Origin of the sequence: Micromonospora sp. CA-269861, assembly GCF_050948505.1 — a bacterium.
GTDB lineage: Bacteria > Actinomycetota > Actinomycetes > Mycobacteriales > Micromonosporaceae > Micromonospora.
This window is the reverse complement of the sequence record NZ_CP192014.1, coordinates 4,644,123-4,669,631: the sequence shown is the minus strand read 5'-3', so window position 1 is coordinate 4,669,631 and position 25,509 is coordinate 4,644,123. Positions and strand designations below refer to the sequence as shown.

22 protein-coding genes are annotated in these 25,509 nt (G+C 72.0%); 11 read left to right on the top strand and 11 right to left on the bottom strand.

Annotated features, from left to right (window positions below; translation table 11 throughout):
* Nucleotides 1-62 precede the first annotated feature (62 nt).
* Nucleotides 63-1,604 carry a 4-hydroxyphenylacetate 3-hydroxylase family protein gene (locus ACQP0U_RS21305; protein WP_433309801.1) on the bottom strand — a complete coding sequence of 514 codons (1,542 nt, stop codon included), beginning with the start codon at nucleotides 1,602-1,604 and terminating at the stop codon, nucleotides 63-65.
* A gap of 210 nt (nucleotides 1,605-1,814) precedes the next feature.
* Between ACQP0U_RS21305 and ACQP0U_RS21300 the strand changes: the two genes are divergently transcribed.
* The 11 genes from ACQP0U_RS21300 to ACQP0U_RS21250 all read left to right on the top strand — a co-directional run bounded on the left by ACQP0U_RS21300 (nucleotide 1,815) and on the right by ACQP0U_RS21250 (nucleotide 14,365).
* Nucleotides 1,815-2,780, top strand: a complete 966-nt coding sequence (locus ACQP0U_RS21300) for a methyltransferase (protein ID WP_433309798.1) — start codon at nucleotides 1,815-1,817, stop codon at nucleotides 2,778-2,780.
* A gap of 52 nt (nucleotides 2,781-2,832) precedes the next feature.
* The gene (locus tag ACQP0U_RS21295) at nucleotides 2,833-6,081 is read left to right on the top strand and encodes a BTAD domain-containing putative transcriptional regulator (protein ID WP_433309795.1); all 3,249 of its coding nucleotides are present in this window, start codon (nucleotides 2,833-2,835) and stop codon (nucleotides 6,079-6,081) included.
* 94 nt (nucleotides 6,082-6,175) lie between these two features.
* Nucleotides 6,176-6,424, top strand: a complete 249-nt coding sequence (locus tag ACQP0U_RS21290; protein WP_433309793.1) for a phosphopantetheine-binding protein — start codon at nucleotides 6,176-6,178, stop codon at nucleotides 6,422-6,424.
* A 38-nt stretch (nucleotides 6,425-6,462) separates the two neighbouring features.
* Complete coding sequence (locus ACQP0U_RS21285) at nucleotides 6,463-7,845, top strand: condensation domain-containing protein (RefSeq protein ID WP_433309790.1); 1,383 nt, start codon at nucleotides 6,463-6,465, stop codon at nucleotides 7,843-7,845.
* Nucleotides 7,842-9,107 (top strand): GNAT family N-acetyltransferase, encoded by a 1,266-nt coding sequence (locus ACQP0U_RS21280; protein WP_433309787.1) that lies wholly within the window; start codon nucleotides 7,842-7,844, stop codon nucleotides 9,105-9,107. Before ACQP0U_RS21285 ends, ACQP0U_RS21280 begins: the two co-directional genes overlap by 4 nt.
* A gap of 10 nt (nucleotides 9,108-9,117) precedes the next feature.
* On the top strand, nucleotides 9,118-9,750 hold the full coding sequence (locus ACQP0U_RS21275; RefSeq protein WP_433309784.1) for a dTDP-4-dehydrorhamnose 3,5-epimerase family protein: 633 nt from the start codon (nucleotides 9,118-9,120) through the stop codon (nucleotides 9,748-9,750).
* Nucleotides 9,751-9,783: 33 nt separating this feature from the next.
* Nucleotides 9,784-11,031, top strand: coding sequence for an activator-dependent family glycosyltransferase (locus ACQP0U_RS21270; protein ID WP_433309781.1), 1,248 nt, complete (start codon nucleotides 9,784-9,786; stop codon nucleotides 11,029-11,031).
* A 110-nt stretch (nucleotides 11,032-11,141) separates the two neighbouring features.
* Entirely contained in the window at nucleotides 11,142-11,738 is a 597-nt protein-coding gene (locus ACQP0U_RS21265; protein WP_433309778.1) for an NADPH-dependent FMN reductase, read from the top strand.
* A complete protein-coding gene (locus ACQP0U_RS21260) occupies nucleotides 11,735-13,366 on the top strand; it encodes an MFS transporter (protein WP_433309775.1) in 1,632 nt (543 codons plus the stop codon). The genes ACQP0U_RS21265 and ACQP0U_RS21260 overlap by 4 nt, the downstream gene beginning before the upstream one ends.
* 51 nt (nucleotides 13,367-13,417) lie before the next feature.
* A complete protein-coding gene (locus ACQP0U_RS21255) occupies nucleotides 13,418-13,924 on the top strand; it encodes an SRPBCC domain-containing protein (protein WP_433309772.1) in 507 nt (168 codons plus the stop codon).
* A gap of 3 nt (nucleotides 13,925-13,927) precedes the next feature.
* Complete coding sequence (locus ACQP0U_RS21250) at nucleotides 13,928-14,365, top strand: nitroreductase family deazaflavin-dependent oxidoreductase (RefSeq protein WP_433309769.1); 438 nt, start codon at nucleotides 13,928-13,930, stop codon at nucleotides 14,363-14,365.
* A 67-nt stretch (nucleotides 14,366-14,432) separates the two neighbouring features.
* On the opposite strand, the gene ACQP0U_RS21245 is transcribed toward ACQP0U_RS21250, so the two are convergent.
* The 10 genes from ACQP0U_RS21245 to ACQP0U_RS21200 form a co-directional block, all read right to left on the bottom strand.
* Nucleotides 14,433-15,707, bottom strand: a complete 1,275-nt coding sequence (locus ACQP0U_RS21245; protein WP_433309766.1) for an activator-dependent family glycosyltransferase — start codon at nucleotides 15,705-15,707, stop codon at nucleotides 14,433-14,435.
* A gap of 30 nt (nucleotides 15,708-15,737) precedes the next feature.
* Nucleotides 15,738-16,721, bottom strand: a complete 984-nt coding sequence (locus ACQP0U_RS21240) for an aldo/keto reductase (RefSeq protein WP_433309764.1) — start codon at nucleotides 16,719-16,721, stop codon at nucleotides 15,738-15,740.
* A 17-nt stretch (nucleotides 16,722-16,738) separates the two neighbouring features.
* Nucleotides 16,739-17,452 carry a class I SAM-dependent methyltransferase gene (locus ACQP0U_RS21235; RefSeq protein ID WP_433309761.1) on the bottom strand — a complete coding sequence of 238 codons (714 nt, stop codon included), beginning with the start codon at nucleotides 17,450-17,452 and terminating at the stop codon, nucleotides 16,739-16,741.
* Nucleotides 17,449-18,192 carry a class I SAM-dependent methyltransferase gene (locus tag ACQP0U_RS21230; RefSeq protein WP_433309758.1) on the bottom strand — a complete coding sequence of 248 codons (744 nt, stop codon included), beginning with the start codon at nucleotides 18,190-18,192 and terminating at the stop codon, nucleotides 17,449-17,451. Before ACQP0U_RS21230 ends, ACQP0U_RS21235 begins: the two co-directional genes overlap by 4 nt.
* Entirely contained in the window at nucleotides 18,189-19,358 is a 1,170-nt protein-coding gene (locus tag ACQP0U_RS21225; protein ID WP_433309755.1) for a DegT/DnrJ/EryC1/StrS family aminotransferase, read from the bottom strand. Before ACQP0U_RS21225 ends, ACQP0U_RS21230 begins: the two co-directional genes overlap by 4 nt.
* Nucleotides 19,359-19,365: 7 nt before the next feature.
* Nucleotides 19,366-20,064: a DUF899 domain-containing protein gene (locus ACQP0U_RS21220; protein ID WP_433309752.1), complete on the bottom strand. Its 699-nt coding sequence runs from the start codon at nucleotides 20,062-20,064 to the stop codon at nucleotides 19,366-19,368.
* The gene (gene cmdF, locus ACQP0U_RS21215) at nucleotides 20,048-21,655 is read right to left on the bottom strand and encodes a tyrosine 2,3-aminomutase (RefSeq protein ID WP_433309749.1); all 1,608 of its coding nucleotides are present in this window, start codon (nucleotides 21,653-21,655) and stop codon (nucleotides 20,048-20,050) included. Before cmdF ends, ACQP0U_RS21220 begins: the two co-directional genes overlap by 17 nt.
* Nucleotides 21,652-23,223, bottom strand: coding sequence for an AMP-binding protein (locus ACQP0U_RS21210; protein WP_433309746.1), 1,572 nt, complete (start codon nucleotides 23,221-23,223; stop codon nucleotides 21,652-21,654). The genes cmdF and ACQP0U_RS21210 overlap by 4 nt, the downstream gene beginning before the upstream one ends.
* Before the next feature lie 38 nt (nucleotides 23,224-23,261).
* Nucleotides 23,262-24,452 (bottom strand): cytochrome P450 family protein, encoded by a 1,191-nt coding sequence (locus ACQP0U_RS21205; RefSeq protein WP_433309743.1) that lies wholly within the window; start codon nucleotides 24,450-24,452, stop codon nucleotides 23,262-23,264.
* Between the two features lie 77 nt (nucleotides 24,453-24,529).
* On the bottom strand, nucleotides 24,530-25,324 hold the full coding sequence (locus ACQP0U_RS21200) for a TIGR03084 family metal-binding protein (protein WP_433309740.1): 795 nt from the start codon (nucleotides 25,322-25,324) through the stop codon (nucleotides 24,530-24,532).
* Nucleotides 25,325-25,509 lie beyond the last annotated feature (185 nt).

The following is a 25,509-nucleotide window of genomic DNA, read 5'->3' as shown; positions in this document are numbered from 1 at the left end:
GCGTGGACGCTCGACGAGCGCCCACGCGGGCTCAGGGGGTCTGCGGCGATCGCCGCCGTCTACTACGTCGCCAGGTGCGACGCCGTCCAGCCGTTCAGGTCGTACTCGGACAGGCACTGCTCGACCAGGGCGATCATGTCGTCGGTGACGCCGGCCTGGCGGCCACGGCGCAGCACCTGGGCCCGGTTGTCGTCCGGGTTGCCGGCGTGGTTGCGCTCGTACAGCTCCTGACGCCCGCCGAACTCCGTGCCCACCGCGTCCCAGAGCAGCTTCATCACCTTGACCCGCTGCTCGGCGTCGGTGCCGTGCGAGCCGCGCAGGTACCGGTCCAGATACGGGCGGATCTCCGGGTTGTGGAAGTCGGCGACACCCGAGTTCAGGTAGATCAGCCCACTGCCTGCGGTGTGCTGGACGATCTCGCGCATCTTGCCGTACGCCATCGGGGCGAGGGTCCGGTACGTCAGCGCGTACTCCTCGTTGGGCTGCACGTAGCCGTCGGCCCACGGCCGGCACCGCTCGATCATGGCGTCGGACAGCGCCCACATCAGATGCCGCCAGACCATCAGCTCGCCGATGTTGCCCTGTACCTGCCGGAACTCGTCGGTGCCGTTGATCTCCACGGCCTTCATCAGCAGGCCGCAGATGAAGTCGAACTTGACCGCCAGCCGGGTGGCGCCGTGCAGGGAGAACCGCGGCATGAAGCCGGAGTCGTGGAAGAACGTGTTCGCCTTCTCCAGGTCGCCGTAGACGAAGACGTTCTCCCACGGGATCAGGGCCTGGTCGAACACGATGACCGCGTCGTTCTCGTCCATCCGGCTCGACAGGGGATAGTCGAACGGGCTGGCGGTCCGGGCAGCGGTCATCTCGTACGAGGTGCGGCAGAGCAGCTTCACCCCGGGGACGTTCATCGGCGCCATGAACACGACACCGAACTGCTTCTCCTTGATCCGGAGCCCGTGGTGGGCGATGAAGTTGTAGTTGGTCAACGCGGACCCGGTTGCCACCACCTTCGCCCCGCTCACCACGAGGCCCGCGTCGGTCTCCCGGTCCACGTGCACGTACACGTCGGCGACCTGCTCGGGGCGCAGGTGGCGGTCCACCGGCGGGTGCACGAGCGCGTGGTTGACGTGCAGCACGCGCTCCTGGCACTCCCTGTACCAGCGCCGGGCGTTGTCACCGAACGGGGCGTAGAAGTCGGCCTTGGCGCCCAGGGTGGCGAGGAACGACGCCTTGTAGTCGGGCGAGCGGCCGAGCCAGCCGTAGCACCGTCGCTGCCAGGCCGCGATGGCGTCGCGCGAGCGGCGCAGGTCGGCAGCGTCGACCGGAGCGCGGAAGAACGGATGGGTGAAGCCACCGTTGCCGGTGTCGGTCGGGACCGTCAGCACGTCGCGGTCCGGCGAGTCCCACAGCGCGTCGTACATGTTCGCGATGGTCCGGGCATTGTTGCGAAAGGCCGGATGCTCGGTGACGTCCTTGATTCGCTCGCCGTACAGCCAGATCTCCCGACCGTCGCGCAGGCTTTCCAGATATTCGGCACCGGTAAATGGCCGTAGCCCGGACGGTTGCGCCTCCGGCGTCTCCGTCGTGGATTCTGCGCTCGGCATCGGCAATCAGCTCCTCGGCGTGGCGGTGCGGATATTCATGGAGCCTGCCAGCCGGTTCGGTGGCACGACAAGGAAATGGATGCGGAACGGCAATTCAGGAGATGCCGCTGCCGTACATGGAATGCGAGCGTGGGCGGGCGACGATGAGATTCTCACGACCCACGAGGGGGCACGGTGGCACGGGACGAGATGAGCGCCAGGATCTGGTCCATGGCGGGGCTCGGGACGCCGATGGCGATCCGGACGGCGGCGACGTTGCGGCTGGCCGACCACATCGCCGACGGGGCCGACACCGCCGAAGCGATCGCGGGGGCCGAAGGGGTGGACGCGGACGCGCTGGAGCGGGTCATGCGGTACCTGGCCGTCCGGGGCCTGCTGGTCCGGGAGGGCGGCGGGCGGTACTCACTGACCCCGCTTGGCGCGGTGCTACGGGAGGAGCACCCGTCGAAGGCCCGCGCCCGGCTGGACATCGAGGGTTCCGTCGGCCGGGCCGAACTGTCGTTCGTGCAGTTGCTGCACAGCGTGCGGACGGGAGAGGCCGGTTTCCCGGTCCAGTTTGGCCGCTCCTTCTGGGAGGACTGGGCCGCCGACCCGGAACGGGCCGCGAACTTCAACCGGCTCACCAGCGACCTGGAGTCACGGTCGCCGGAGATCGTCGAAGGCATGGACTGGGGCCCGCTGGGCTGGGTCGTCGACGTCGGCGGCGGCAACGGCGCGCTGCTGATCGGGCTGCTCAACGCCTACCCGGCGCTGCGTGGCACGGTGCTCGAGATGCCGGACAACTGCGAGGCCGCCCGCAAGTCGGTCGCGGAGTCGGGGCTGGGGGAGCGCCTGGACGTGGTGGCCGGCAGCTTCTTCGACCCGCTGCCGGCCGGCGCCGGCGGGTACGTCCTGTCGTTCGTGCTGCACAACTGGGCGGACGACCCTGCGCGGGAGATCCTGCGCCGGTGCGCGCAGGCGGCCGGGCAGACCGGCGCGGTGCTGGTGGTCGAGCAGACCGGGCCCGGTGGGGAGGCCACCCACACGGGAATGGACCTCCGCATGCTGACCGCCTGCGGTGGTCGGGAGCGGACCGCCGCCGAGCTGACCGCCCTCGCGGCATCCGTCGGGCTGCGCGGCGTGGCCGTCCATCCGGCCGGCTCGTTCTCCATCGTGGAGCTGCGCGCGGCGGGCTGACCTGCCATTCCGTCGCCGCCGTCGCGCCACTGGTTGGGATACCCTGTGCCGCATGCGCTTCGGGATGCTCGGTCCGCTCGAGGTCTGGACCGCCGGCGGCAAGCCGGTGCGCATCCCGGAGCTCAAGGTCCGCGCGCTGCTGGCCGACCTGCTGGTCCACGATGGCCGGCCGGTGGCGGCGCACCGGCTCATCGACGACCTCTGGGGCGACCGACTGCCCGCCAACCCGGCCAGCGTGCTCCGCAGCAAGATGTCGCAGCTCAGGCGCGCACTGGACGACGCCGAGCCGGGGGCGCGTGATCTGGTCACGCACTCCCCGGCCGGGTATGCCCTGACGGTCGGCGACGACGCGGTGGACGTCGGCCTGTTCACCGAGCTGGTGGGCCGAGCCCGCCGCGCCGTTCACCCCCGGGACAGGATGGCGCTGCTGACCGACGCCCTGGCGCTGTGGCGCGGCCCCGCGCTCGCCGACTTCCCGGACGAGGCGTTCGTCCGTCCGGCTGTCATGCGCTGGTCGGAGGCCCGGCTGATCGCACAGGAGGAGTGGGCCGAGACAGCGCTCGACCTGGGTCGACACGCCGACGTGCTGGCCGACCTCGGCGACCTGGTGGAACGCCATCCGCTGCGCGAGCGTTTCCGCGCGGCGCGGATGCGGGCGCTCTATCGGTGCGGGCGGCAGGCCGAGGCGCTCGACGAGTTCCGGGTCTTCGGCGAGAGCATGCGCGACGAGTTGGGGCTCGACCCGGGGCCCGAACTGGTCGCCCTGCACCGCGCCCTGCTCCGCCAGGACCCGGCGCTCACCGGCCCGGCCACGACGCCGGCGCCGATCGAACCCGAACGGGGGAACCTGCCGGCCCCGCTGACCGGGCTGATCGGCCGGGACGCCGCGGTCGCCGACGCGGCTCGACTGTTGGACGCCGGCCGCCTGGTCACCCTGACCGGTCCGGGCGGTGTCGGCAAGACCCGGCTCGCGGTGGCCGTCGCCGCGCGGATCGCACCCGGTCTGCCAGCCGGCGTGTGGATGGTCGAGTTCACCACCGTGCCGCGCCCGGCCGGCGGCGGGCGGGCGCCGTCCGCCGTGATCGACGCCGTCGCCGGCACGCTCGGGCTCCGGGACGACGGCCGCTCGGGCAGCGCCTGCGGTGTCGACAGACTGGTGGCGGCACTGCGGGGCCGGCGTCTGCTGCTGGTGCTGGACAACTGCGAGCACGTCGTCGAGGATGTCGCGGAGCTCGGCCGCGAACTGCTGGATGCCTGCCCCGACCTGCGCATTCTTGCTACCAGCCGGGAGTCGCTCGGTGTGCCCGGCGAGGTTCTGGTGCTGGTGCCGCCACTGGCGCCGCCGGAGGCGGGTACGGCGACGGTCGCGGAGCTGCGCCGGTCCAGCGCCGCGGAGCTCTTCCTGGCGCGGGCGACCGCCTCCGAGCCCGGCTTCGCCCCCGACGACGAGAACGCGGCCGCGGTGGCCACCGTCTGCCGGCGGCTCGACGGCATACCGCTGGCCCTGGAACTGGCCGCCACCCGGGTGCGCACGATGGGGATCACCGAACTGGCCGCCCGCCTCGACGACCGGTTTCGACTGCTGGCTGCCCACCGGCGCGGCGGCCCGGCCCACCACGCCACCCTGCGCACCATGATCGACTGGAGCTGGGACCTGATCGGCGCGGACGAGCGGGCCCTGCTGCGACGCCTGTCGGTGTTCACCGACGGTTGCGCGCTGTCATCCGCCGAGGAGGTGTGCGCGGACCTGCCCGCCGCCGGGGGCGTGTCCCGTGCCGACGTCGCGTACCTGCTCGGGCGACTGGTGGACTGCTCGCTGGTCACGCTCGTGGAGAACGCCGACGGGGTGCGGTACCGGATGCTGGAGTCGGTGGGGGCGTACTGCGCCGAGCGGCTGCGGGAGTCCGGCGAGGACGAGGCGGTGCGGCTGCGGCACGGCACCTGCCACGCCGGCCTCGCCGAGGAGGCGGACCAGAATCTGCGCGGTCCCGTCCAGCGCCGGTGGCTGCGCCGGTTGGACGCCGAACAGGCCAACCTGCGGGCGGCTCTGGCCGCGGCGATCCAGCGTGGCGACGCGGTGCTCGCCCTCCGGCTGGCCTGCGCCTGCGCCTGGTACTGGGTACTGCGCGGCCACCTGGGCGAGGGCCGCCGTGCGCTGGCGGCGGCGGCCGCGGTACCGGGCGAGGCGCCGGCCGGCCGGCGTGCCCTGGCGCTGCTCTGGGAGGCGGGCATGGCAGCGCTCGGCGGCGATGACCCACACGACCTGCTGTGCCGGGCGGAGGCCGAGGGTCAGGCCGGCGCCGACCCGCACGCCGTGGCGCGGGCCCGCTGGCTGCTTGCCTCGGCGCTGCCCGAGGATGTCACCGCCCGGCCAGGCGACGGCCGGTTGGACGGAGTGCTGTCGGACTTCCGTAGCCTCGGCGACCGCTGGGGGGCGGCGGCCGCGCTGAGCAGCCTGGCCTGGACCGCGCTGCTGCGTGGAGACGTCGCCGCGCTGCGCCGGGACGCGGAGCGGAGTCTGGAGGAGTTCCGCGATCTCGGCGACCACTGGGGAGTGCTCCAGGCCACCAACCCACTGGCCGCGCTGGCCCGGATGACCGGGGACAGCGGCCGCGCCGCGCGGCTGCACCGCGACGCCCTCCGCATCGCCCGCGAGCTGGGCCTGTGGCCGGAGGTGTCGTACCAGCTCAACGAACTGGGACGGATCGCGCTGGACGCCGGCGACCACGCCGCCGCCGGCGATCTGCACGCCCAGGCCCGGCGGATGGCCGAGGAACAGTCCAATCTGGCCCTGGAGCAGTTCGCCGACCTGGGACTGGCGATCACGGCGCGCCGGCAGAGCAGGTGGGACGCCGCCGAGCAGCTGCTGCACCCGTGGCTGGAGTGGAACAGGCAGGCCGGCTGGCATGCCGGCGTGGCCGCAGTTGGCGCGGAGCTCGGCTTCGTCGCCGAGCAGCGCGGTGCGGCCGACGACGCGCTGCACCGGCACCGGGAGGGCTTTGCAGCGGCTCGGGACAGCGGTGACCCGCGAGCGGTGGCGCTCGCCCTGGAGGGGCTCGCCGGGGCGTACCGGCTGGCCGGTGACCCGGTGCGGGCGGCCCGACTGTTGGGCGCGGCGGACGCCGCCCGCGACGCGGCGGGACTGCCGTCACCGGACGCGGACCGGCACGACTCGAGACGCATCGCCGGGCTCCTGGCCGCCGACCTGGGGCCGGCCCAACTGGTCGCGGAGCGCGCCGCAGGGGCCGGCGCGCCGCTCGACGACCTGCTGCGCGACGACCGGTCGATGGCCCGGCGCTGACGCGAGCCTGCGCAACGCAGGAGATGAACACCGGGTCGTCCCCGTGTGATGCTTCAGCTCGCGAGACAGTGAATTCCCGGCTGAGGGGATCCGGATGTCAGAACAATCGCGCACCGATCTCGAGAAGCACGTCAAGGCAATTTGGGAAGACGTTCTCGACACCGCGTCCGGTGCGCCCGACGCCACATTTTTCGAATTGAACGGGCAATCGATAGCGGCTTTTCGCATCGTCGCCCGGATCAGCGACCGGACCGGCATCGACGTGCCCGTCGAGGAATTGTTCAAGGATCCGACCCGCGCCGCCTTCGCCCGGGCGGTCCTCGCGCGTGCGGAACGGCGCTGACCTGAGCGCGGCGCGACCACGTGGAAAGGCACGGTGGAATGGTGTACGCAGAGAACCGCTTCCCGTTCTCCATCGAGCAGGAGTTCCTGCGCGGGCAGCATCAGGAGGACGGCTCGACGGCGGGGTTCGGCCCGCGCCCCATCTCCAGCGGTGGCTGGCGGCTCACCGGGCCGGTCGACGCCGACCTGCTCCGCAGGGCCCTGGACGACGTCATCGCCCGGCACGAACCGCTGCGGACCATGGTGATCCGGGGCGCCGACGGCTGGGAACAGGAGGTACGGGACCCGTGCCCGGCCCGGCTCCAGGTGCATGACCTGGGCGACGACCCGGACGGCCGGGGCGTACGGGCCGAGCGGTTCCTCGACGAGGCCGAGTCCGGTCACTTCGACGCGGACGAGCTTCCCCTGCTCTGGGCGTACCTGGGCCGTTTCGACGACAAGGACGCGGTGCTGGTGCTGGTCGCGTACCTGCCGCTGATCGACGTGTGGTCACTGGGCATCGTCATGGACGACCTGGCCGCGTGTTACGCCGCCCACCTGGCCGGCGGCAAGCCCGACCTGCCGGACCCGCCGCGGTATCGCGACTACGTGCGACGCGCCGAGCGCAATGCCACTGCCGGCGGATCCGACTCGTCCTTCGAGTACTGGCGTGAGCGGCTGGCCGGAGCGCGCCCTGTCGTCATCGCCGCGGACCGGCCGGCGAACCCCGACCATCCGGGCGTCACCCGCGTCGACCGTTTCCAGATCGACGCCGGGCTCGGCTCGGCCGCCCTGCGCCTGGGACGTACGACGGGAAGCTCGCCGTTCATGGTGATCTTCGCGGCGCAGCTCATCCATCTCCAGCGGATGACCGGTGTCTCGGACGGGGTGGTGTGGACGCTCACCCCCGGGCCCGGCCGCCGGCACGAGTGGGCCGAGGCCACGGTCGGCTACTTCGTCAACATGTCACCGCTGCGAACCGACATCTCGGGCTGTGTCACCTACCGCGACGTCCTCGCCCGGGTGCGCGCCACCTGCCTGGAGGCATTCCCGCACGAGGTGCCGTTCGTCGGACTGGCGCAGCGGGCGCCGGAAGCCATCGCGGGGCTGGAACAGGGCGGCATGGTCGTGCCGGGCTTCGCGGTGTTCCAGAACCCCGCGGCGTCGAAGACCCGGTCCGCCGGTGCGGTCGAGTACGCGCCGGTGCGCCGGCGGTTGTCCCAGGCACAGGGCCCGGGCATCCCCGACGACGCGATCCTGTGGACCATCGACATCGACCCGGACGGTGAGATCTTCTGCGCCGTCAGCTCGAGCACGGACCGGTTCGAGCAGGCCACCGTCGACCGCATGCTGGCCGAGTTCCGCGACCTGTTCGGCAGGGTTCTGGCCGACCCGGACGCGCCGCTGGCCGGCGCCCGTACCCACGAAGGGGTGCACTCGTGAGCACGCTGCCTCCCGGCTATCAGCTGGTCACCGACATCCCGGACGACCGGTACGGGGAATGGCTGGACTGCTGGCTCGGTGCCTTCGGCAATCCGGTCAGCGCCGATTCCGAGATCCTCGACTTCTACCGGCGCACGCACCCGCCGGATCGGGCCGTGGCGGTCGCCGACGACGACCGGTACGTCGCCACCAACACCGCGCTCGACCGTGAGCTTGTGCTCCCCGGCGGAAACACGGTGCCGGCCGCCGCGTGCACCGGTGGTTCCGCGCACCCGGTGGTGGCCCGGCGCGGGTTGCTGCGCGCCACAGTCGCGCATCTGAACCGGCGGGCCGTCGACGAGGGCAAGGCGATCGTCGTCGGGGGGGCGTCCGAGTGGCCGATCTACGGCCGGTTCGGTTCCGGCCCGGCGACCTGGTCCGACGCGGTCGAGTTCGACGTCCGGGCGGTCGGCCTGCGCGACGACGTGCCGGGCCGCGACCTGCGTCCGCGTCGGATCGACGGTACGCAGGCCCGGGACCTCGGGTACAAGCTGTACTCCCAGCAGGCGGCGCAGACGCCCGGGGAGGTGCTCACCCCCTCGTGCTACTGGGACCGGCTCGCCGGCGACCCCGCGTCCGGCGCGCTGGAGGAGGCTCTCGCCCTGAGCGCCCCGGGGTACGGGCCCCGGCACTGCGCCGCGATCGACGACCGTGGGCTGGTGACATACCGGATCATGCCGGACTGGACGGCGGAGTCCGCGCCGCAGAGCAAGCTGCACGTCATCGACTTCCTCGCGGCCGACCGGGAAGCGGAGGGCGCACTCTGGCGGCACCTGTTCTCCGTCGACCTGGTCCGCGAGATCGGCGTGTGGCGGATGCCGGTGGACAGCCCGCTGCGCTGGTGGGTCGACGACGCGCGACGGATTCGTGTCCGCCGCCAGGACGCCCTCTGGATCCGCCCGCTGGATGTGCCACGGCTCCTGCGCACCCGCGGCTGGGCCTGCGACGGCGTCCTCACGCTCACCGTGCACGACCCGGAGGGCCTGGCGGCCGGCACGTTCCGGCTGGAGGTGACCGACGGGCGCGCCACATGCGAGCCGGTCACCGCCGCGGCCGACCTGGAGATGGGCGTCGGCGCGCTGGCCGTCATCCTGCTCGGTGGCACCCCGGCGGCCGCGCTCACCCGGGCCGGCCGGATCAGCGCCCCGGACGCGCGCAAGGCGCACCTGTGGGACGCCATGGCGGCGCCGGAGCGGGCCCCGTACATCAGCTACTGGTTCTGACGGGGCCACCGTGACCGTGAGCCCGCTCGCCGTGACCGGGGCCCTGCACTTCACCGCGCCGGTGTTCCCCGACGACCGGGGCTTCTTCGGCACCCCGTTGCAGGCTGGCCTGTTCGCCGCGGCCACCGGCCGTCCGCTGTTCCCGCTCGCGCAGGCCAGCTACAGCCGATCCCGGCGGGGGGTGGTTCGGGGGGTGCACTACACAGCCGCACCCCCCGGCGCCGAAAAGTACGTCTACTGCGTGCACGGCGCCCTGCTCGACATCGTGGTGGACATCCGGGTGGGCTCGCCCACGTACGGCCGGTGGGACGCGGTGCGGCTCACCGGCGACCGGATGGACGCGCTGTACCTGCCGGTCGGCGTCGGCCACGCCTTCGTCGCGCTGACCGACGACACCGTCATGCAGTACCTGCTCTCGCGGGAGTACGAGCCTGCCGACGAGCGCGCCGTCTCCGTCCTCGATCCACGGCTGGGTCTGCCGGTGGGAAACCCCGCCGGGGACGATCTGTCCGAGCGCGACCGCGCCGCGCCGACCTTGGAGCAGGCGCGGGAGGCTGGGTTGCTGCCGGACTACGCCCGCTGCCGGGCGATCGAGGTGCGCAATCTGCGAGGTGCCCCGGCCGGGGCAGCTGGTGGACGGTAGGCGGGCACACGACGACCCGACCGGAGGGCACCGATGCGCGTTCTGTTCGCCACTTATGCGGAAACCACCCATTACTACAACATGGTCCCGCTGGCCTGGGCCCTGCGCACCGCCGGCCACGAGGTCCGCGTCGCCACCCAACCGGCCCTCATGGACGCGGTCGTGCAGTCCGGCCTGACCGCCGTGCAGGTCGGGGAGGACCACGACTTCATGTCGGTCATCGCGGCCAAGGCCGACGACCTGACCTGGGGCGAGCGGATCACCACGGCGCTACGTACCGGCGGCGCCGACATGGACTATCCGGCCCTGCTGGCGTTCTTCGACGAGGCCGTGGAGACCTCGGCCAAGGTGTTCAACGACCCGATGGTCGACGCCCTCGTGGCGTACGCGCGGGAGTGGCAGCCGGACCTGATCATCTGGGAGAACTTCACCCTCGCCGGCGCCATCGCGGCTCGGGTCACCGGCGCCGCGCACGCCCGCCTGCTCTGGGGGGCCGACGCGCAGACCCGCATCTACAACCGGTTCCAGGCGTTGCTCGCCGAGCAGCCCGAGGATCGGCGGCGCGACCCGATGCGGGACTGGGCCACCGCGCACCTGGAGCGGTTCGGTGTCACCTACGACGCCGACGTGCTGACCGGGCAGCACACCCTGGACCAGGCGCCGCAGAGCATGCGGCTGGACGTCGGGCTGCGCACCGTGCCGTTCCGGTATGTGCCATACAACGGTCCGGCCCGGGTCCCCGGCTGGCTGCGCGAGCGCCCGGAGCGCCCGAGGATCTGCGTGACCGCCGGCATCTCGATGCGTTACATGCTGGGCTACGACCCGATCCCGGTCTCGACGCTCAAGCTCTTCGCCGACGCTGACGTCGAGGTGGTCGCGACGCTGGCCGTCGACGAGAGCGAACTGGCCGACGTGCCGCCTAACGTCCGGGTGGTGGACTTCGTGCCGATGCACGCGCTGCTGCCCAGCTGCGCGGCCGTCGTGCACATCGGCAGCGCCGGCGTGGTGTCGACCGCGATGGCGTACGGCGTGCCGCAGCTGACCCTCGTCCCCGACCTGTGGGACGCCGTCGTGCGCGCGGACATGTTGCGCGAGCAGGGCGCCGGCCTCGATCTGACGCTCGACCGGGCGACGCCCGAGGCGATCCGCGACAACGTCCTGCGGCTGGTGCGCGAGCCGGAGTTCCGGGCGGCCGCGGACCGGATCCGGGGCGAGATGCTCGCCGAGCCGGCGCCGAGCGAGATCGTGCCGGTTCTCGAGAAGATCGCCGCCCAGCGGTGACCCCGGGGTTCCGGCCGGCGCACGTCCGGCCGGAACCGAACCGGAACCCCGGCACGGAAGGCTGACCACTGCCGCGGGAAGCCGGCGAGCCGGGGAGAGGTGACGCCAGGATGAGCGAGAACCATCTGCGGTTGGTGATCGTCATTGCCAGCATCCGCCGAGGCCGGTTCGGTCCGGTCCCGGCGCGGTGGCTGTGCGACGAGACCAACCGTGATGGGCGCATCGAGGCGGACGTGATCGACCTCGCCGAGGCACGCCTGCCCGAGGTCGCCGGCGACCCGGCTCCGCCCGCCGTTCGCGACCTCGCACCGTGGCTGGCCGCCGCGGACGCGTTCGTCGTCGTCACACCGGAGTACAACGGCAGCTTCCCCGGGTCGTTGAAGACGGCCATCGACTGGTTCCGCGACGAATGGCGGCGCAAGCCCGTGGGCTTCGTCTGCTACGGCGGCCCGGCTGCGGGACTGCGGGCGGTGGACCATCTGCGCCAGGTGTTCACCGACCTGGACGCGATGACGGTGCGCGACCCGGTGACCATCCCCCATCACCGGTCCGCCTTCGATCCCGCCGGTCGGCCGGTCGATCCCGGTCTGACGGTCGCGGCTGGTCGCATGCTCGAACAGCTCGTCTGGTGGGCCGACACGTTGCGGCGCGGCCGCGTGGCGCCGCCCGACACCCGATCCGGGAAACTTCAGGAGGGAATTCGATGACAACCGAAGGCACCACCGCGGCCGTGCCGCGGGCGGGCCGCCGGGAATGGATTGGGTTGGCGGTGCTCTGCCTGCCCACCCTGCTGGCCTCGGTGGACCTCACGGTCCTGTATCTCGCCCTACCGCATCTCAGCGCCGACCTCGGCGCCAGCACGACCCAGCAGTTGTGGATCGTTGACATCTTCGGGTTCCTCACCTCCGGCCTGCTGGTCACCATGGGCACGCTCGGTGACCGTTTCGGCAACCGCAGGATGCTGTTGATCAGCTCCGCCGCGTTCGCCGCGGCATCGCTGCTGGCGGCGTACGCCACGACGCCGGAGATGCTCATCGGCGCCCGCGCCCTTCTCGGCGTGGCCGGTGCGGCAGGAATGCCCGCCGCCCTGGCCCTGATCACCCACATGTTCCGGGACCCGGCGCAGCGCGGCATGGCGATCGCGTCGTGGATGAGCTGTTTCATGGGCGGCCTGATGCTCGGGCCCCTGGTCGGTGGCATCATGCTCGAGTACTTCTGGTGGGGCTCGGCGTTCCTGCTCGCGGTCCCGATCATGGTTCTCGTCCTGGCGGTGGCGCCGGTGCTGTTGCCGGAGCGCCGCAACCCGGGCGCGGGCAAGCTCGACCTGCTCAGTGTCGCCATGTCCCTGGTCGCGATGATCTCGGTGGTGTACGGGCTGAAGAAGCTCGCCCAGGAGGGCTTCACGGCACCGTCGCTGCTCGCCATGGTGTTCGGTGTGCTGGTCGGCGTGCTCTTCGTGCGGCGGCAGCGGCGCCTCACCGACCCGCTGCTCGACCTGCGCCTGTTCGGCATAGCGACGCTGCGCGCGGCGCTCATCCTCGGCCTGCTGGTCAGCGCGCTCAACGGCGGCGCGTCTCTGCTGGTGACCCAGTTCCTGCAGGTGATCGAGGGGCTGTCGCCGCTGCGGGCGGGCCTGTGGCTGCTGCCGCCGTCCCTGGCCATGATCATCGCGTTGTTCCTGGCGCCGGGCCTCACCGCCAAGCTGAAGGCGGGCCGGGTGATCGCGCTCGGGCTCGGCATCGGGGTGGTGGGCTATCTGATCCTGGCCCAGGTGGACAGCGTGGACGGTCTCGGGCTGCTCGTCGCGGGCTTCGCGGTGCTGCTGTTCGGTATGGGCCTGCCCTCGTCGCTGGGCACCATGCTGGTGATGGGCGCCGCGCCGCCGGACAGGGTCGGCTCCGCGTCGTCATTGCAGCAGACCAGCAACGAGTTCGGCATCTCGATCGGCATCGCCACGCTCGGCAGCATCGGCATGGCGACCTACCGCAGCGAGTTGGCGGACACGGTGCCCGATACGGTGCCGCCGGACGTGGTGGAGGCCGCCCGCGAGGGCATCGCGCCCGCCAGTGTGCTGTCCGCGCAGTTCCCCGAACTGCTGGCGCCGGCGCGGGCCGCGTTCACCGTCGGTCTGAACAACGTCGCCTGGGTCAGCGCGGCGCTGATGATCGGCCTGGCTGTGTTCGCGTACTTCGCACTGCGCAACACCGAGCTGAGCGAGATGACGCCGCCGACCGACATTCCGCAGCCGGCCGAGCAGGCTTGGGCCGCGGACGCCGCCGGCGTCGCGACCGGCAGCACCGACGACACCTCCCAGACCGTTCCGCCTCATCGCTGACGCCGGTGCCCGGCGGGTCTGGCCCGCCGGGCATCGCGGTAAGGAGTAACCATGTCATTCGACGTGGATGGCACCCAGGTGACGCTCTGCCGGGACAGCGCGCGGCCCAGCGTACGGCTGCAGCGCCGCTATCCGGCGCCGGTCGCCGCGGTGTGGCGGTGCCTCGTCGAACCGGATCAGGTCAACGCCTGGTGGACGCCGATGACCGTCGAGCTGGTGCCGGAGCCCGGCGCCGGGATGAGGTTCACCTGGCCCGGTGGCGACACGGAGCCGGGCCAGGTCCTCGCCGTCGACCCGCCCCACCTCTTCGCGTACACCTGGGGTCCGGACACCCTGCGCTGGGACCTGTCCGCCGCCGGGGGCGAGACCGACCTCACGTTGCTGACCACGGTGGCCGACCCGGGCCACATCGCCTACAGCGCGGCGGGCTGGCACGCCGGCCTCGATCTGCTCGGAGATCACCTGGCCGGCCGCGAGGTCGTGCCACCCGGCCCCGATCCGGCACCTCCGGCGCTGGTCCAACGCTATCGTCGGCTGCTCGACGGAGAACAGGGATGACACATGGCTGACGAAGAGATCCACGACAGTCCCACCAAGTGGGTGGCCGACCACGTGCGCTCCTACGTGGAGACCGCGGGGGCCAAGGGACACGACTTCCAGGGCAAGTTGCCCACCCTGCTACTGACGACGCGGGGCCGCCGGACGGGCAAGCTGCGCCGCACCGCACTGATCTACGGGCGGGACGGCGACCGGTACGTGGTGGTGGCCTCGGCGGGCGGGCAGGAGGCGAATCCCGCCTGGTACCTGAACCTCTGCGCCGAACCGGAGGTGTCCGTGCAGGTGTACGGCGAGACCTTCCAGGCCAAGGCGACGGTCGCCGCTGAGGCGGAGCGGCCCGCGCTGTGGGAGAAGATGGCGGGGATCTTCTCCACCTACCGCCGCTACCAGAAGAAGGCATCCCGGGAGATTCCGGTGGTGCTGCTGGAACCGCTGCGTTAACCCCCTGAACAGGCTGTGCGCCTCCGCCGGCCCGCCCCCGTCCGCGCGGAGGCGCACAGCCACTGCCTCAGCCCGCCCGCCGGTAGGCTGCAGTCAACTTCTCCACGGCGGGCACCACCTCGTTGGGCGTGGGCAGACCCATCATCTCGGTACGCAGGCGAACCGCGTTCTCCTTGAACGACGGGTCCTTGAGCACCCGCATCAGGTCCTCGCGGAGCCCCGCCGCGGTGAGGTAGTCGGAGTCGTAGGCCAGCCACACCCCGGCGCCACGCTCCTGCAACCCGTTCGCCTGCGCCACCGGGCCGAACCACTTCTCGCTCCAGTACGCGCTCGGCACGATGAGCTGCGGTACGGCGTGCTCGAAGGCTGAGGCCATCGTCGAGGATCCGCCGTGGTGCACGATGGCGCTGCACGTCGGCAGCAGGACGTTCATCGGCACGAAGTCGACCACCCGCACGTTGTCCGGTATCCGCGGTGCCGAGGCGAGCTGCTCCGCGCTCATCGTGGCGACCACCTCGACGTCGAGGTCGCCCACCGCCTCGAGCAGGTCCGCGGCGGAGGCCTCGGCGACGTCCGCCTCGCGGTGGGTCATGCCCAGTGTGACGCAGACCCGCGGCCGGACCGGCGGTTCGTAGAGCCACCGCGGCACTACCGAGGGGCCGTTGAAGGCGAGGTGACGCATGCGGATGTAGTGCGGTGCGCTGGGGCGCCAGGTCCACGGCGGCATGGTGTCGATCGTCCACTGGCCGTGCACGACGTCGTCGGCGAACGGGCCGCCGCCGTGCGTGCGCAGCAGCGGCTCCAGCCAGGCGCGCATCGGGTCCGGCCGGGACCCGCCGGCCGCCCGGACCGCCTCCCAGAGCTGCACGAAGGCGTCCGTGCCGAACAGGATGCGCGCGTGCGCCGCGCCGCAGGCCCGGGCCACCACCGGTCCGGCGTAGGTCATCGCGTCCCAGAGCACCAGGTCCGGCCGCCAGGCGCGGGCGAAACCGATCAGGTCGGTGAGCATCGCGTCGGTGTGCAGGAACGGGAGGAGGTTCGTGGTGAGGTACTCAAGCTCGGCGTACGGATCGTCCCGGGCGTAGTCGGTCTGCACCGGCAGCGTGGCCGGTGCGGCCTGGCGCTTCGGCGGTTCGGACGTCTCGTCGACCTCGGCCAGCGTCTCGGCCATGGGCTCACCGGCCAGGACGGCGGTGAGCCCCGCCTGCGCCAGCGCCTCGGTCGAGCCCGGCTGGCAGGCGACGCGCACGTCATGACCGGCGGTGCGCAGCGCCCAGGCCAGCGGCGTCATGATGTACAGGTGTGACTTCAGGTCCGGGGGAGCGACGAACAGGACACGCATGGCGGGTCTCTCCTTCGGGTGCGAGGTGATTCACCAGCCCGCCGGTGGGCTGGCGTCGGCGGCGCCGACCGGGGGGAACAGCTCGTCCAGGCGCCGGATCACCGCGGGGTCGAGCGGGCTGTCGAGCGCGGCGAGGGCACCGTGCAGGTGCGCCACGGTGCGTGGACCGATTACCGCGCCGGTCAGTCCGGGACGGCCCAGCACCCAGGCGAGTGCCACCTCGGCCGGGTCCAGCCCGAGGCCGGCACAGTACTTCTCGTAGTCGGCGACGGCCTCGTACCGGCCCTCCAGGGCCCGCATCGCGCGCCCCTGCGCCGTCTTCACCGCAGTGCCGTCGGCCAGCTTCCGGAGCGCGCCGCCGAGCAGCCCGCCGTGCAGCGGTGACCAGGCGAACACCCCGACGCCGTACGCCTGGGCCGCCGGGATCACCTCCGTCTCGGCCTGCCGGGCCACCAGGTTGTAGGCACACTGCTCGGCGACGAGCCCGAGGTGACCGCGGCGGGTCGCCGTCTCCCGCGCCGCGGCGATGTGCCACCCAGCGAAGTTCGAGGAGCCGACGTAGCGGATCTTGCCCTGTCCGGTCAGCATCTCCATCGCCTGCCAGATCTCGTCCCAGCCGGCGTGTGGATCGAAGTGGTGCATGTGGTAGACGTCGATCCAGTCGGTGCGCAGCCGCCGTAGGGAGTCCTCGCAGGAGGCGACGATGTGCCGGGCGGACAACCCGCGGTCGTTGGGCCAGTCGCTCATCGGGTTGAACACCTTGGTACCCAGCACCACCTTCTCCCGCCGGCGGTCGCCCTGGTCGAACCATTCGCCGATGAGTTCCTCGGTCAGCCCTCGATGCACCTGCCAGCCGTAGTGGTTCGCCGTGTCGAAGAAGTTGATGCCGTGGTCCAGCGCCTCGTCCATCAGGCGGAACGCCTCTTCGCGCGTGGTGCGCACACCGAGATTGAGCGTGCCCAGGCACAGCGGGCTGACCTCCAGGGCGGTACGGCCGAGTCGGGTGTAGCGCATCGTCGCTCTCCTTCGTCTCAGCCGCGCTGCCCGACGAACAGGCCGCGCCCGGTCAGCCCGTCATCCAGGAACTCGGCCGGGCAGTCGGCGTCCGCGAACGCACCCAGGTACTCGTCGCGGGTGAACAGCATGAGGTGCGACGTCTGGGCGAACTCCCGGATGCCGCCCGCGTCCCCCACCAGGAAGCGCACCTCCAGGTGCGACATCCGTCCGGTGCGGGTGGTGTGTGACATCCGGGCCACCGCCCGCGTCCCGTCGGTGTCGGAGTCGACGGCCAGATGACCGTCGAGGAACCGCTCGGGTAACCACCACGGTTCCACCACCAGCACGCCGCCCGGCTCCAGGTGCTGCGCCATGGACCGCACCGCCTGACGCAACTCGGCCACCGAGCCCAGGTAGCCGATGGCGTTGAACAGGCAGGTGACCGCGTCGAAGCGGCGGCCCAGGCGAAAGTCGCGCATGTCGCCGTCGTGCACGGGCACCCCGGGTAGACGCGTCCGGGCCGTCGCACGCATCGGCTCGGACAGCTCCACGCCGGCCACCTCGTCGAAGTCGCCGGCGAAGGTGGCCAGGTGTGCGCCCGTCCCGCAGGCCACATCCAGCAGGCTGGCGGCCTCCGGACGCCGGTCGCGGATCAACCGGGTCAGGGCCTCCGCCTCGGCGGCCCAGTCCTTGCCCCGGCTGCGGTAGATGAACTCGTAGATCTCGGCGAACTCGGCGGTGTAGGTCATCGGCGGACCCCGGCGAACAGGCCGCGGCCGGGCAGGCCGCCGGCATCGGTGAGATGCTCGGCGGTACAGCCCGCCGACCGCAGGGCGTCGAGATAGTCCTCCCGGGTGAACAGGGTCAGCATCTGCACGTGGGAGAAGTGCCGGATGCCGCCGTCAGCGACGACGTAGTGCGCCTCGTGCCGTGCCGCCGGCCCCTGCCGCGCCGAGTGCGAGACCCGCACGACGGTACGGGTGTCGTCGTGGACCACGTCGTGGGCGACGTGCCCGTCGAGGAAGGTGTCCGGGGACCACCATGGGTCGATCACCAGGACGCCACCGGGAACAAGGTGCGCGGCCATCGTCCGGACCGTCGCAGAGAGCTCGTCGACGTCGCCGGCGTAGCCGATGGTGCCGGTCAGGATGCACACGGCATCGAATTCGCGGCCCAGCGCGAACGACCGCATGTCGCCGACGTGGACGGCGCCGGACGGCAGCTTGGCCTGCGCCACCGCGCACATCGCCGGGGACAGTTCGAGTCCGGCCACCTCCGGGAAGACCGCCGCCAGCCGCCGCAGGTGCTCGCCGGTCCCGCAGGCCACGTCCAGCACGGACCGAGCCTGCGGCCGGCGCTCGCGGACCACGCGCGCCACCGCGTCCGCCTCGGCGGCGAAGTCCTTGCCCCGTCCCGCGTACAGCAGATCGTAGATCTCGGCCACGTCGGCGTCGTATGCCGCCGAGGTCACCGTGTGGTGGCCGGTCACCGGGTGCCTCCCGCCGCGACGGTGTGCCGGCCGAGCCGACGGGCGAGGGATGCGCGCAGCGCCGCGACGACGGCGTCCACGTCGTCGTCGGTGAGCGCCTGGTGCATCGGCAGGCACAGGGTGCGTTCGGCGGCCCGCTCGGCCCGGGGCAGCCGCGCTGTCGACCCGTACGCGGCCACCCGGTGCAGAACGGGGTAGCGGAACGTCGTGTAGATGCCCTGGGCGTACAGGTCGCCGGCGACGTCGTCGCGGATCCCCTCGTCCATCTGCACCCAGTACAGGTAGTACGAGCTGCGCTGACCTGGAGGCAGCGGCGGGGGCAGGGTCAGACCGGGCACGTCGGCGAGGCCGCTGTCGTAGCGAGCCTCGACCTTCCGCCGCCGGTCGGCGAAGTCCGGCAGTCGGCCCAGTTGCACCAGGCCGACGGCGGCCTGCATGTCGTTCATGATCGAACGCCTGGAGAACGACGAGATGTCGAAGTCCCACCATCGGTGCGCCGAGAGCCGGGCCTGGGAGAAGCCGCTGAACTGCTCCAGACCGAAGTACGCGAGCTTGGCGGCCCGCGCCACCAGGTCGGGATCGCGGGCGGTGAGCATGCCGCCGTCCCCGGCCACGACGATCTTCTGTGCGTCGAAGCTCCACACGCCGATGTCGCCGAGCGTGCCGCAGGGCACGCCGCCCACGCTGGAGTCCACCGCACAGGCGGCGTCCTCGATGAGGAGGACCCCGCGTTCCCGGCACAGCTCGGCGATGCCCGCGATGTCACCGGGCCGGCCACCGTAGTGCAGCGCCACCACCGCGCGGGTGCGCGGAGTGAGTGCCGCCGCCACGTCGTCGACTGTGGGGTTGAGGGTGTGCGGATCCACGTCGCAGAAGACCGGGCGGCCACCGTGCGCCGCCACGGCGTTGCCCGCACCGACGAAGCTCACGGTCGGCAGCACCACATCGGTGCCGGGCCCCACACCGGCGAGCTGCATGGCGATGAACGTCGCCTCGGTGCACGAGTTCACCGCTGTGACCCTGCCGGTGTCCACGCCGAGGTGGCCGGCGAAGGCCGCCTCGAACGCCGCGGTGCGTGGTCCTTTGCCGATCCAGTTGCTGCTGAACACCTCTGCGATGGCGTTCAGCTCCGCCTCGCCGAGGGACGGCTGAAACACGTTGATCATGATCCGGTCACCACCTCTCGTAGTCGTCGTGGTGGCGGACCCAGTCCATCTTGTCCTCCAGGTGATCTTCCTGGCGACCCAGCGGGGTGAGGTCGAGGTAGTTGTAGGTGTTGTTGAGCAGGTCGCTACCGCGCCGGTAGGTGGAGTAGGCGTAGCGCACCACATCGCCCTCGCGCAGGAACGTGCTGACGCCGGGCATCTCCGGCTCCGGGTCGTCGTCCAGGCGTACGTGGAAGTCCTCGTAGAACGTGGTGCCGTGGCAGGAGACGAACGGCACGGTCCAGCCCATCCGCTTGACGAACTGCTCCGTCTCCGCTGGCGGCTCCGGTGACACCACCACCAGCGTGGTGTCGCGTGCGTGCAGATGTGCCAGGTGACCGATGTTGTCCACCCAGAACGAGCAGATCGGACACCAGCCGTACCCTTCCAACGAACCCATGAAGTGGTACGTGATGAGCTGGCGCCGCCCCTCGAACAGGTCGAGCAGGCTCAGCCGGCGCCTGCCCGGGGCGATGAAGGTGTAGTCCGTGTCGACGGTCAGCATCGGCAGAGCCTGTCGCTCACGGGTCACCGCGTCGCGGGCCCGGGTCAGTTCCTTCTCCCGCTCCAGCAGCGCCTTGCGGGCGGCCAGCCACTGCGCCCGGTCGGCCGGGGCCTGGGTCGTAGCGGTGGCCCTGCCCGCACCCCCGTCAGCGCAGCACGACATCGGCCCGCTCCAGCTCCGTCAGGAACACCCCGCGCGACAGCGCCTCGGCGGTCCGCTCGATATCGTCCGACATGTACCGGTCCTCGCTCAGCGTGGACACGAGGCCACGGACGGCGTCATAGGTGGCCCGGGCAGCCGGGCTCAGCCCCTCGGGCCCGCCCCGCAGGTCCACCGCCTGGGCCGCGGCCAGGAACTCCACGGCGAGGATGCGGTCGTTGTTCTCCAGCACCCGCCGGGCGTTGCGGGCGGCGATCAGGCCCATGCTGACCACGTCCTGGTTGTCGCCGTTGGACGGCACGCTCTGGGTGCTGGCCGGGCCGATGGTCCGGTTCTCCGCGACCAGCGCGGTGGCCGGGTACTGCGCGCCGGCGAACCCGCTGTTCAGGCCGGGGTCGCCGGCCACGAGGAACTCCGGCAGCCCGTCGCTGAGATGCCGGTTCAGCAGCCGGTTGGTGCGCCGCTCGGAGAACACCCCGAGCTGGGTGAGCGCGATGGTCAGGAAGTCCATCACGAAGGCGATCGGCTGGCCGTGGAAGTTGGCGCCGTGGAAGACCTCCTTGCCGACGAAGAACAGGGGGTTGTCGTTGGCCGAGTTGACCTCGGTCTCCAGCTTCTCCATCGCGTGGTACACGGTGTCCCGGACGGCGCCCACCACCTGCGGGATAGCCCGCAGCGTGTACGCCTTCTGCATGTAGATCTCCGTACGGGAGACGCCGTTCGCGGCCCGCTCGGTCGCCTGCAACTGCCGGCGGAGGTCCACGTGCTCCAGCGCCAACCCGCTGCCCCGCATCAGGGTCCGCATGTTCGCCGCGGTGTCGATCTGGCCGCGGTGCGGGCGCGCGACGTCGTGGCCCTCGGCGAGGAACGGACTGGTCGACGCACGCATGGTCTCCAACACCAGCGCGGTGACGACCTCCGCCTGGCGTACCTGGTCGAGCGCGCGCTTGGCCACCAGGCAGCCCAGGCCGGTCATGCCCGAGGTGCCGTTGATCAGTGAGAGGCCCTCCTTGAAGCGGAGCTCCAGCGGCTCGATGCCGAGCTTGCGCAACACCGGGCCGGTCGGCACGCGGCTACCACCACGCAGCAGATAGCCCTCGCCGATGAGGGTGGAGGCGATGTGTGCCAGCGGAGCCAGGTCACCGCTCGCTCCCAGCGAGCCGATCTGCGGGATGGCCGGCGTCAGGCCCTCGTTCAGATACAGCGCCAGCCGCTCCAGCACCTCGGGGCGGACCGCGGAGTATCCCTTGGCGAGGGCGTTGAGCCGGGCCGCCACGATGGCCCGGGCCTCGTCCTCGGCGAAGTCCGGCCCCACTCCGGCGCTGTGACTGCGCACGAGGTTGGTCTGAAGCTCCACCTCCTTCGAGGTATCGACAAGCATGTAGACCATCTCGCCGTAGCCGGTGGTGACGCCGTACACCGGCTCACCGCGTCGTACGGTGTCCTCGAACATGGCCCGGCTGCTGGCCGCACGGCCCAGCGCGTCCCGGTTCACGCCGCAGCGGACGCGGTCCACCGCGACCTTCCACACGTCGGGCACGCCGACGGTCTCGCCGTCGAAGTCGACGGTCGTCTGGGTCTCGACAAGGGTCACAGTGCACACTCCATCGGATCGCGGTGCTTCGTTCTTCCGGTACGGAGGCCGGCCAGGGCGCGCCGGTCGACCTTGCCGCCGGTGTTGCGCGGCAGGGAATCCACGGTGGTGAAGGTGACCGGCAGGGCGGGATCGCCGAACCGGCGGCGCAGTGCCGAACGCCAGTGGTCCGGGGTCCCGCCGGGGCCAGCTACGACGTAGGCGTCGAGGCGGACCACCAGGCCGTCGTAGCCGGTCACGGGCACCACGGCGCAGGCCGCCACGGCTTCGTCCGCGGACAGGGCGGCCTCGACGTCGGCGAGCTCGATGCGGACGCCGTACATCTTGATCTGCAGATCCCGGCGGCCGTGAAACTCCAGCACACCGTCCGGGCGCCACCGGCCGAGGTCACCGGTCCGGTAGTGCGGGGTGACGCCGTCGACGCCGGCCGGCGGGTGGAACACCCCGTTGTCCGCGGCCGCCGCGCCCACGTACCCGGTGGTGACGTACCGGCTGCGGATCACCAGGTGACCGATCTCGCCCGGCGGGCACGGGCCGTCGCGGTCGTCCAGCACGAGCAGGTCGCGTCCGGGGATGGGCCGGCCGATCGCGACGGTGCCGGGACCGGTGTCCGCGACGGACACCTCGTGCCAGGTGGCGAGAATGGTCTCGGTCGGTCCGTACAGGTTGACCAGCCTGGTCCGCGGCAGCCGCGCCCGGAGCCGGCGGGCGAGCGGGCCAGGCAGCGCCTCGCCGGCGAGCAGCAGGGCGGCCAGCCGGGCCGACGCCGGATCGCCGGCGAGCAGCGGCTCCAGCTCACGGGCGAAGCTCGGCACGGTCTGCAGCACTGTCACGCGCTCGCGTGACAGCCACGGCACCAGGCGATCCGGGTCCGCGCGTATTCGCCACGGCACCGGGCACAGCGTCGCGCCCCCGCGCAGGGCAGCGAACACCTCGACGAGGCAGGCGTCGTAGCCGGGTGCCGCCCACTGCGCCAGCCGGGTGCCGGCACCGATGCCGAACTCGGCGGCGAACCATCCGGTGAACTGCGCCAGCGCGGCGTGGGTCTGCCGGATGCCCTTGGGCCGGCCGGTGGTGCCGGACGTGTACGCCACGTAGGCGGTCGCCTCCGCAGCGACGGCGGACACCGCGGCGTCGGTGGCGCCGGGAATGCCGGCAAGGTCCAGCACGGGCACGCCGGTCGCGGCGACCGCCCGGCGTACCGGATCGTCCGGGTCCGAGTCGGTGAGCACGCACGCCGGCCCTAGATCGGTGAGCGCGGCGTGCGCGGTCCCGGCGCCGGCGAGGCACACCATCGGCGCCCCCGAACTGAGCGCGCCGACGAGCGCCACGACCAGGTCCGCGCCGGGGGACGCGAGCACGCCGACCGGTCGTCCAGGCCCGGCACCGTATGCCCGTACCGCCGCCCGCACACCGGCCGCGCGCCACGCCAGCTCGCCGTAGGTGAGCTCGACGTCGCCGTCCGACACGGCGATCGCTTCGGGATGCCGCCGGGCCTGCGCCCGGATCAGGTCGGCCACGGTCGGGCCGGCCTCGGCCGGCTCCAAACCCTGGGTATTCGCGGTCACGCCTCCTCCTTTCCAGATCGGGTACGGCGACGGGGAGATCAGTGCAGCCGCACGGGAAGCGCGTCCAGGCCGTGCATGACGACGCTCGCCCGCCAGACCAGCGATTCGGCCGGGGCGGCCAGCCGCAGATGCGGATAGCGGCGCACCAGCGCGCGGATGGCGATCGTCGCGTCCAGCCGGGCCAGCGGCGCGCCGATGCAGTGGTGCAGTCCGTGCCCGAACGCCACGTGCGCGCTCTGCGGCCGGTCGATGCGCAGCGTGGCCGGCTCGGCGAACCGCTCCGGATCGCGATTGGCCGCCAGCAGTGAGACCAGCACCACCGCGCCGGCCGGTATGGTGGCCCCGCCGACGGCCACCGGCTGCCGCGCCCGGCGGGCGGCCACCTGCACGGGACTCTCGTACCGGAGAACCTCCTCCACGGCGTCCGGCACCAGGTCCGGGTCGGTGCGCAGCCGCTCGAGCTGCGGGCGGTCGGTCAGCAGCGCCAGCATCGCGTTGCCGATCAGGTTGACAGTGGTTTCGTGTCCGGCGATCAGCAGAAGGAACACCATGGAGGTGAGTTCGTCCTCGGTGAGCCGGTCACCGCCGTCCCGCACCGATGCCAGGGCGGAGAGCAGGTCGTCACCCGGCGCGCGGCGTTTGTCGCGCAGCAGGCCCTGGGTGTAGTCCAGCATCTCCCCGGCGGCCGCCTCCAGCTCGGCGAGGCTCAGCGCGCTCGCCGTCAGTGTGGTGGTCCAGCGGTGGAAGGCGGCGTCCTCCGACTCGGGGATGCCGAGCAGCCCGCCGAGCACCCGGATGGGCAGCGGCAACGCGTACGCCGCGACGAGGTCGACCTCGTCCGCGCCGGCCATCGCGTCCAGCAGATCGTCGGCGATCCGCTCGATGCGTGGCCGCATGTCCTCCATCCGGCGCCGAGTGAACGCCGCGGAGATCAGCCTGCGCAGGCGGGTGTGGTCCGGCGGTTCCCGGTTCAGCATGTGATTGTTCATGCCGAGGCGGAACCGCTCGGAAAGACCGCGCCGGTCGGCTACCGCGCCGGTGCGGCCCTCCAAGCGGGTGTCGGCCAGGCACCGGCGCACCTCGTCGTACCCGACCACCAGCCACGCCGGACCGCCGGACGGCAGGGTCACCCGGTGCACCGGTCCCAGCGCCGCCAGGCGTGCGGATCCGGCGTGCCGCTGTGCCGCGTCACCCAGCAGGAAGTCCGCGGCGTGCGGCGCGACGGTCATGTCGTCATCCTGGCAACAGCGGGCGTCGCGCAGCGCCTTCGTGGTTGCGCTGCTGGAACGAGGTGCCTCCGGCATGATCAGGACCGGCCGAACTGTCCCGGCCTGCGACCCGCACCGGCCGGTCCGCGGTACGCCTGGGCGATGTCCAGCCAGTGCTGGGCGTCGGCCCCCGTCGCGGTCAGGGACAGGTCGTCGCGGTGCCGGCGACGCGTGACGAGCAGGCAGAAGTCCTCGGCCGGTCCGGAGATCCGCTGCTCGGCGTCCTCCGGGCCGAACCGCCAGATGGCGCCGGACGGCGCGGTGAGCGTGTAGCCGAACTCGACGTCGGGGGTCGACTCGCCGCGAGCCTGATAGCCGAAGTCCCAGGTGCGCACGGCGAAGCCGCACAGAAACCGGATCCGGTCCGTCCGCACCTGACGCACGCCGAGCGCGTCGGCGATGTCCTGACCGTGGCCGAACAGCTCCATCATTCCGGCGCAGGCGAGCACCGGCGCGGGCAGCGGCCGCACCAGCCAGGGCACCGCTTGACCGTCCGGCACGGCGGCGAGAGCCTTCTCGGCCGTGGCGCGTTCCTCCCGCCACCGGTTCAGCAGGACGTGCGGCGGGTCGGAGAGATAGGCCGACAGCGCCACGTCGACGTTGCGGTCGAAGTCACCGCTCATCGTCGCAACGCGGGCGCGGAAGCCGTCCGGGTCCGCGGCGGCGAAGCCGGCGAGCCGGAATGTCGCGGCCAGGTGGGCCACTTGATGGGCGATGGTCCAACCGGGAGCCGGTGTGTCCAGCTTCCACTGTGTGTCGTCCAGGCCGGCGAGCAGCCGGTCCAGCTCCTCACCATCAGCGGTCAGGGCGGGGATCGGGTCGGGTCCGGTCACCGTGAGGTCCTCTCGATCGGGCGTACGGGTGGCGTCGGGCCGGGGCGAGCCGGGCGGCCTGTGCGCCAATCCCCGGAAAACGTCTCCATGGTCGACCTCGCCCGGATGTGATGCACCTTCGTCAGTGCGCTGCGAGGCAATGTGGATCTTCACCGCCGGGGTGTTCAGGGTGACTGCGCACGAAC

Coding starts and splice junctions, on each gene's coding strand:
- ACQP0U_RS21235 (WP_433309761.1), bottom strand. CDS start 17,452: ATGACCTACACCGCCGAGTTCGCCGAGATCTACGAGTTCATCTACCGC.
- ACQP0U_RS21250 (WP_433309769.1), top strand. CDS start 13,928: ATGGCTGACGAAGAGATCCACGACAGTCCCACCAAGTGGGTGGCCGAC.
- ACQP0U_RS21285 (WP_433309790.1), top strand. CDS start 6,463: ATGGTGTACGCAGAGAACCGCTTCCCGTTCTCCATCGAGCAGGAGTTC.
- ACQP0U_RS21305 (WP_433309801.1), bottom strand. CDS start 1,604: ATGCCGAGCGCAGAATCCACGACGGAGACGCCGGAGGCGCAACCGTCC.
- ACQP0U_RS21220 (WP_433309752.1), bottom strand. CDS start 20,064: ATGTCGTGCTGCGCTGACGGGGGTGCGGGCAGGGCCACCGCTACGACC.
- ACQP0U_RS21290 (WP_433309793.1), top strand. CDS start 6,176: ATGTCAGAACAATCGCGCACCGATCTCGAGAAGCACGTCAAGGCAATT.
- ACQP0U_RS21270 (WP_433309781.1), top strand. CDS start 9,784: ATGCGCGTTCTGTTCGCCACTTATGCGGAAACCACCCATTACTACAAC.
- ACQP0U_RS21255 (WP_433309772.1), top strand. CDS start 13,418: ATGTCATTCGACGTGGATGGCACCCAGGTGACGCTCTGCCGGGACAGC.
- ACQP0U_RS21260 (WP_433309775.1), top strand. CDS start 11,735: ATGACAACCGAAGGCACCACCGCGGCCGTGCCGCGGGCGGGCCGCCGG.
- ACQP0U_RS21225 (WP_433309755.1), bottom strand. CDS start 19,358: ATGATCAACGTGTTTCAGCCGTCCCTCGGCGAGGCGGAGCTGAACGCC.
- ACQP0U_RS21295 (WP_433309795.1), top strand. CDS start 2,833: ATGCGCTTCGGGATGCTCGGTCCGCTCGAGGTCTGGACCGCCGGCGGC.
- ACQP0U_RS21240 (WP_433309764.1), bottom strand. CDS start 16,721: ATGCGCTACACCCGACTCGGCCGTACCGCCCTGGAGGTCAGCCCGCTG.
- ACQP0U_RS21300 (WP_433309798.1), top strand. CDS start 1,815: ATGGCGGGGCTCGGGACGCCGATGGCGATCCGGACGGCGGCGACGTTG.
- ACQP0U_RS21265 (WP_433309778.1), top strand. CDS start 11,142: ATGAGCGAGAACCATCTGCGGTTGGTGATCGTCATTGCCAGCATCCGC.
- ACQP0U_RS21205 (WP_433309743.1), bottom strand. CDS start 24,452: ATGACCGTCGCGCCGCACGCCGCGGACTTCCTGCTGGGTGACGCGGCA.
- ACQP0U_RS21245 (WP_433309766.1), bottom strand. CDS start 15,707: ATGCGTGTCCTGTTCGTCGCTCCCCCGGACCTGAAGTCACACCTGTAC.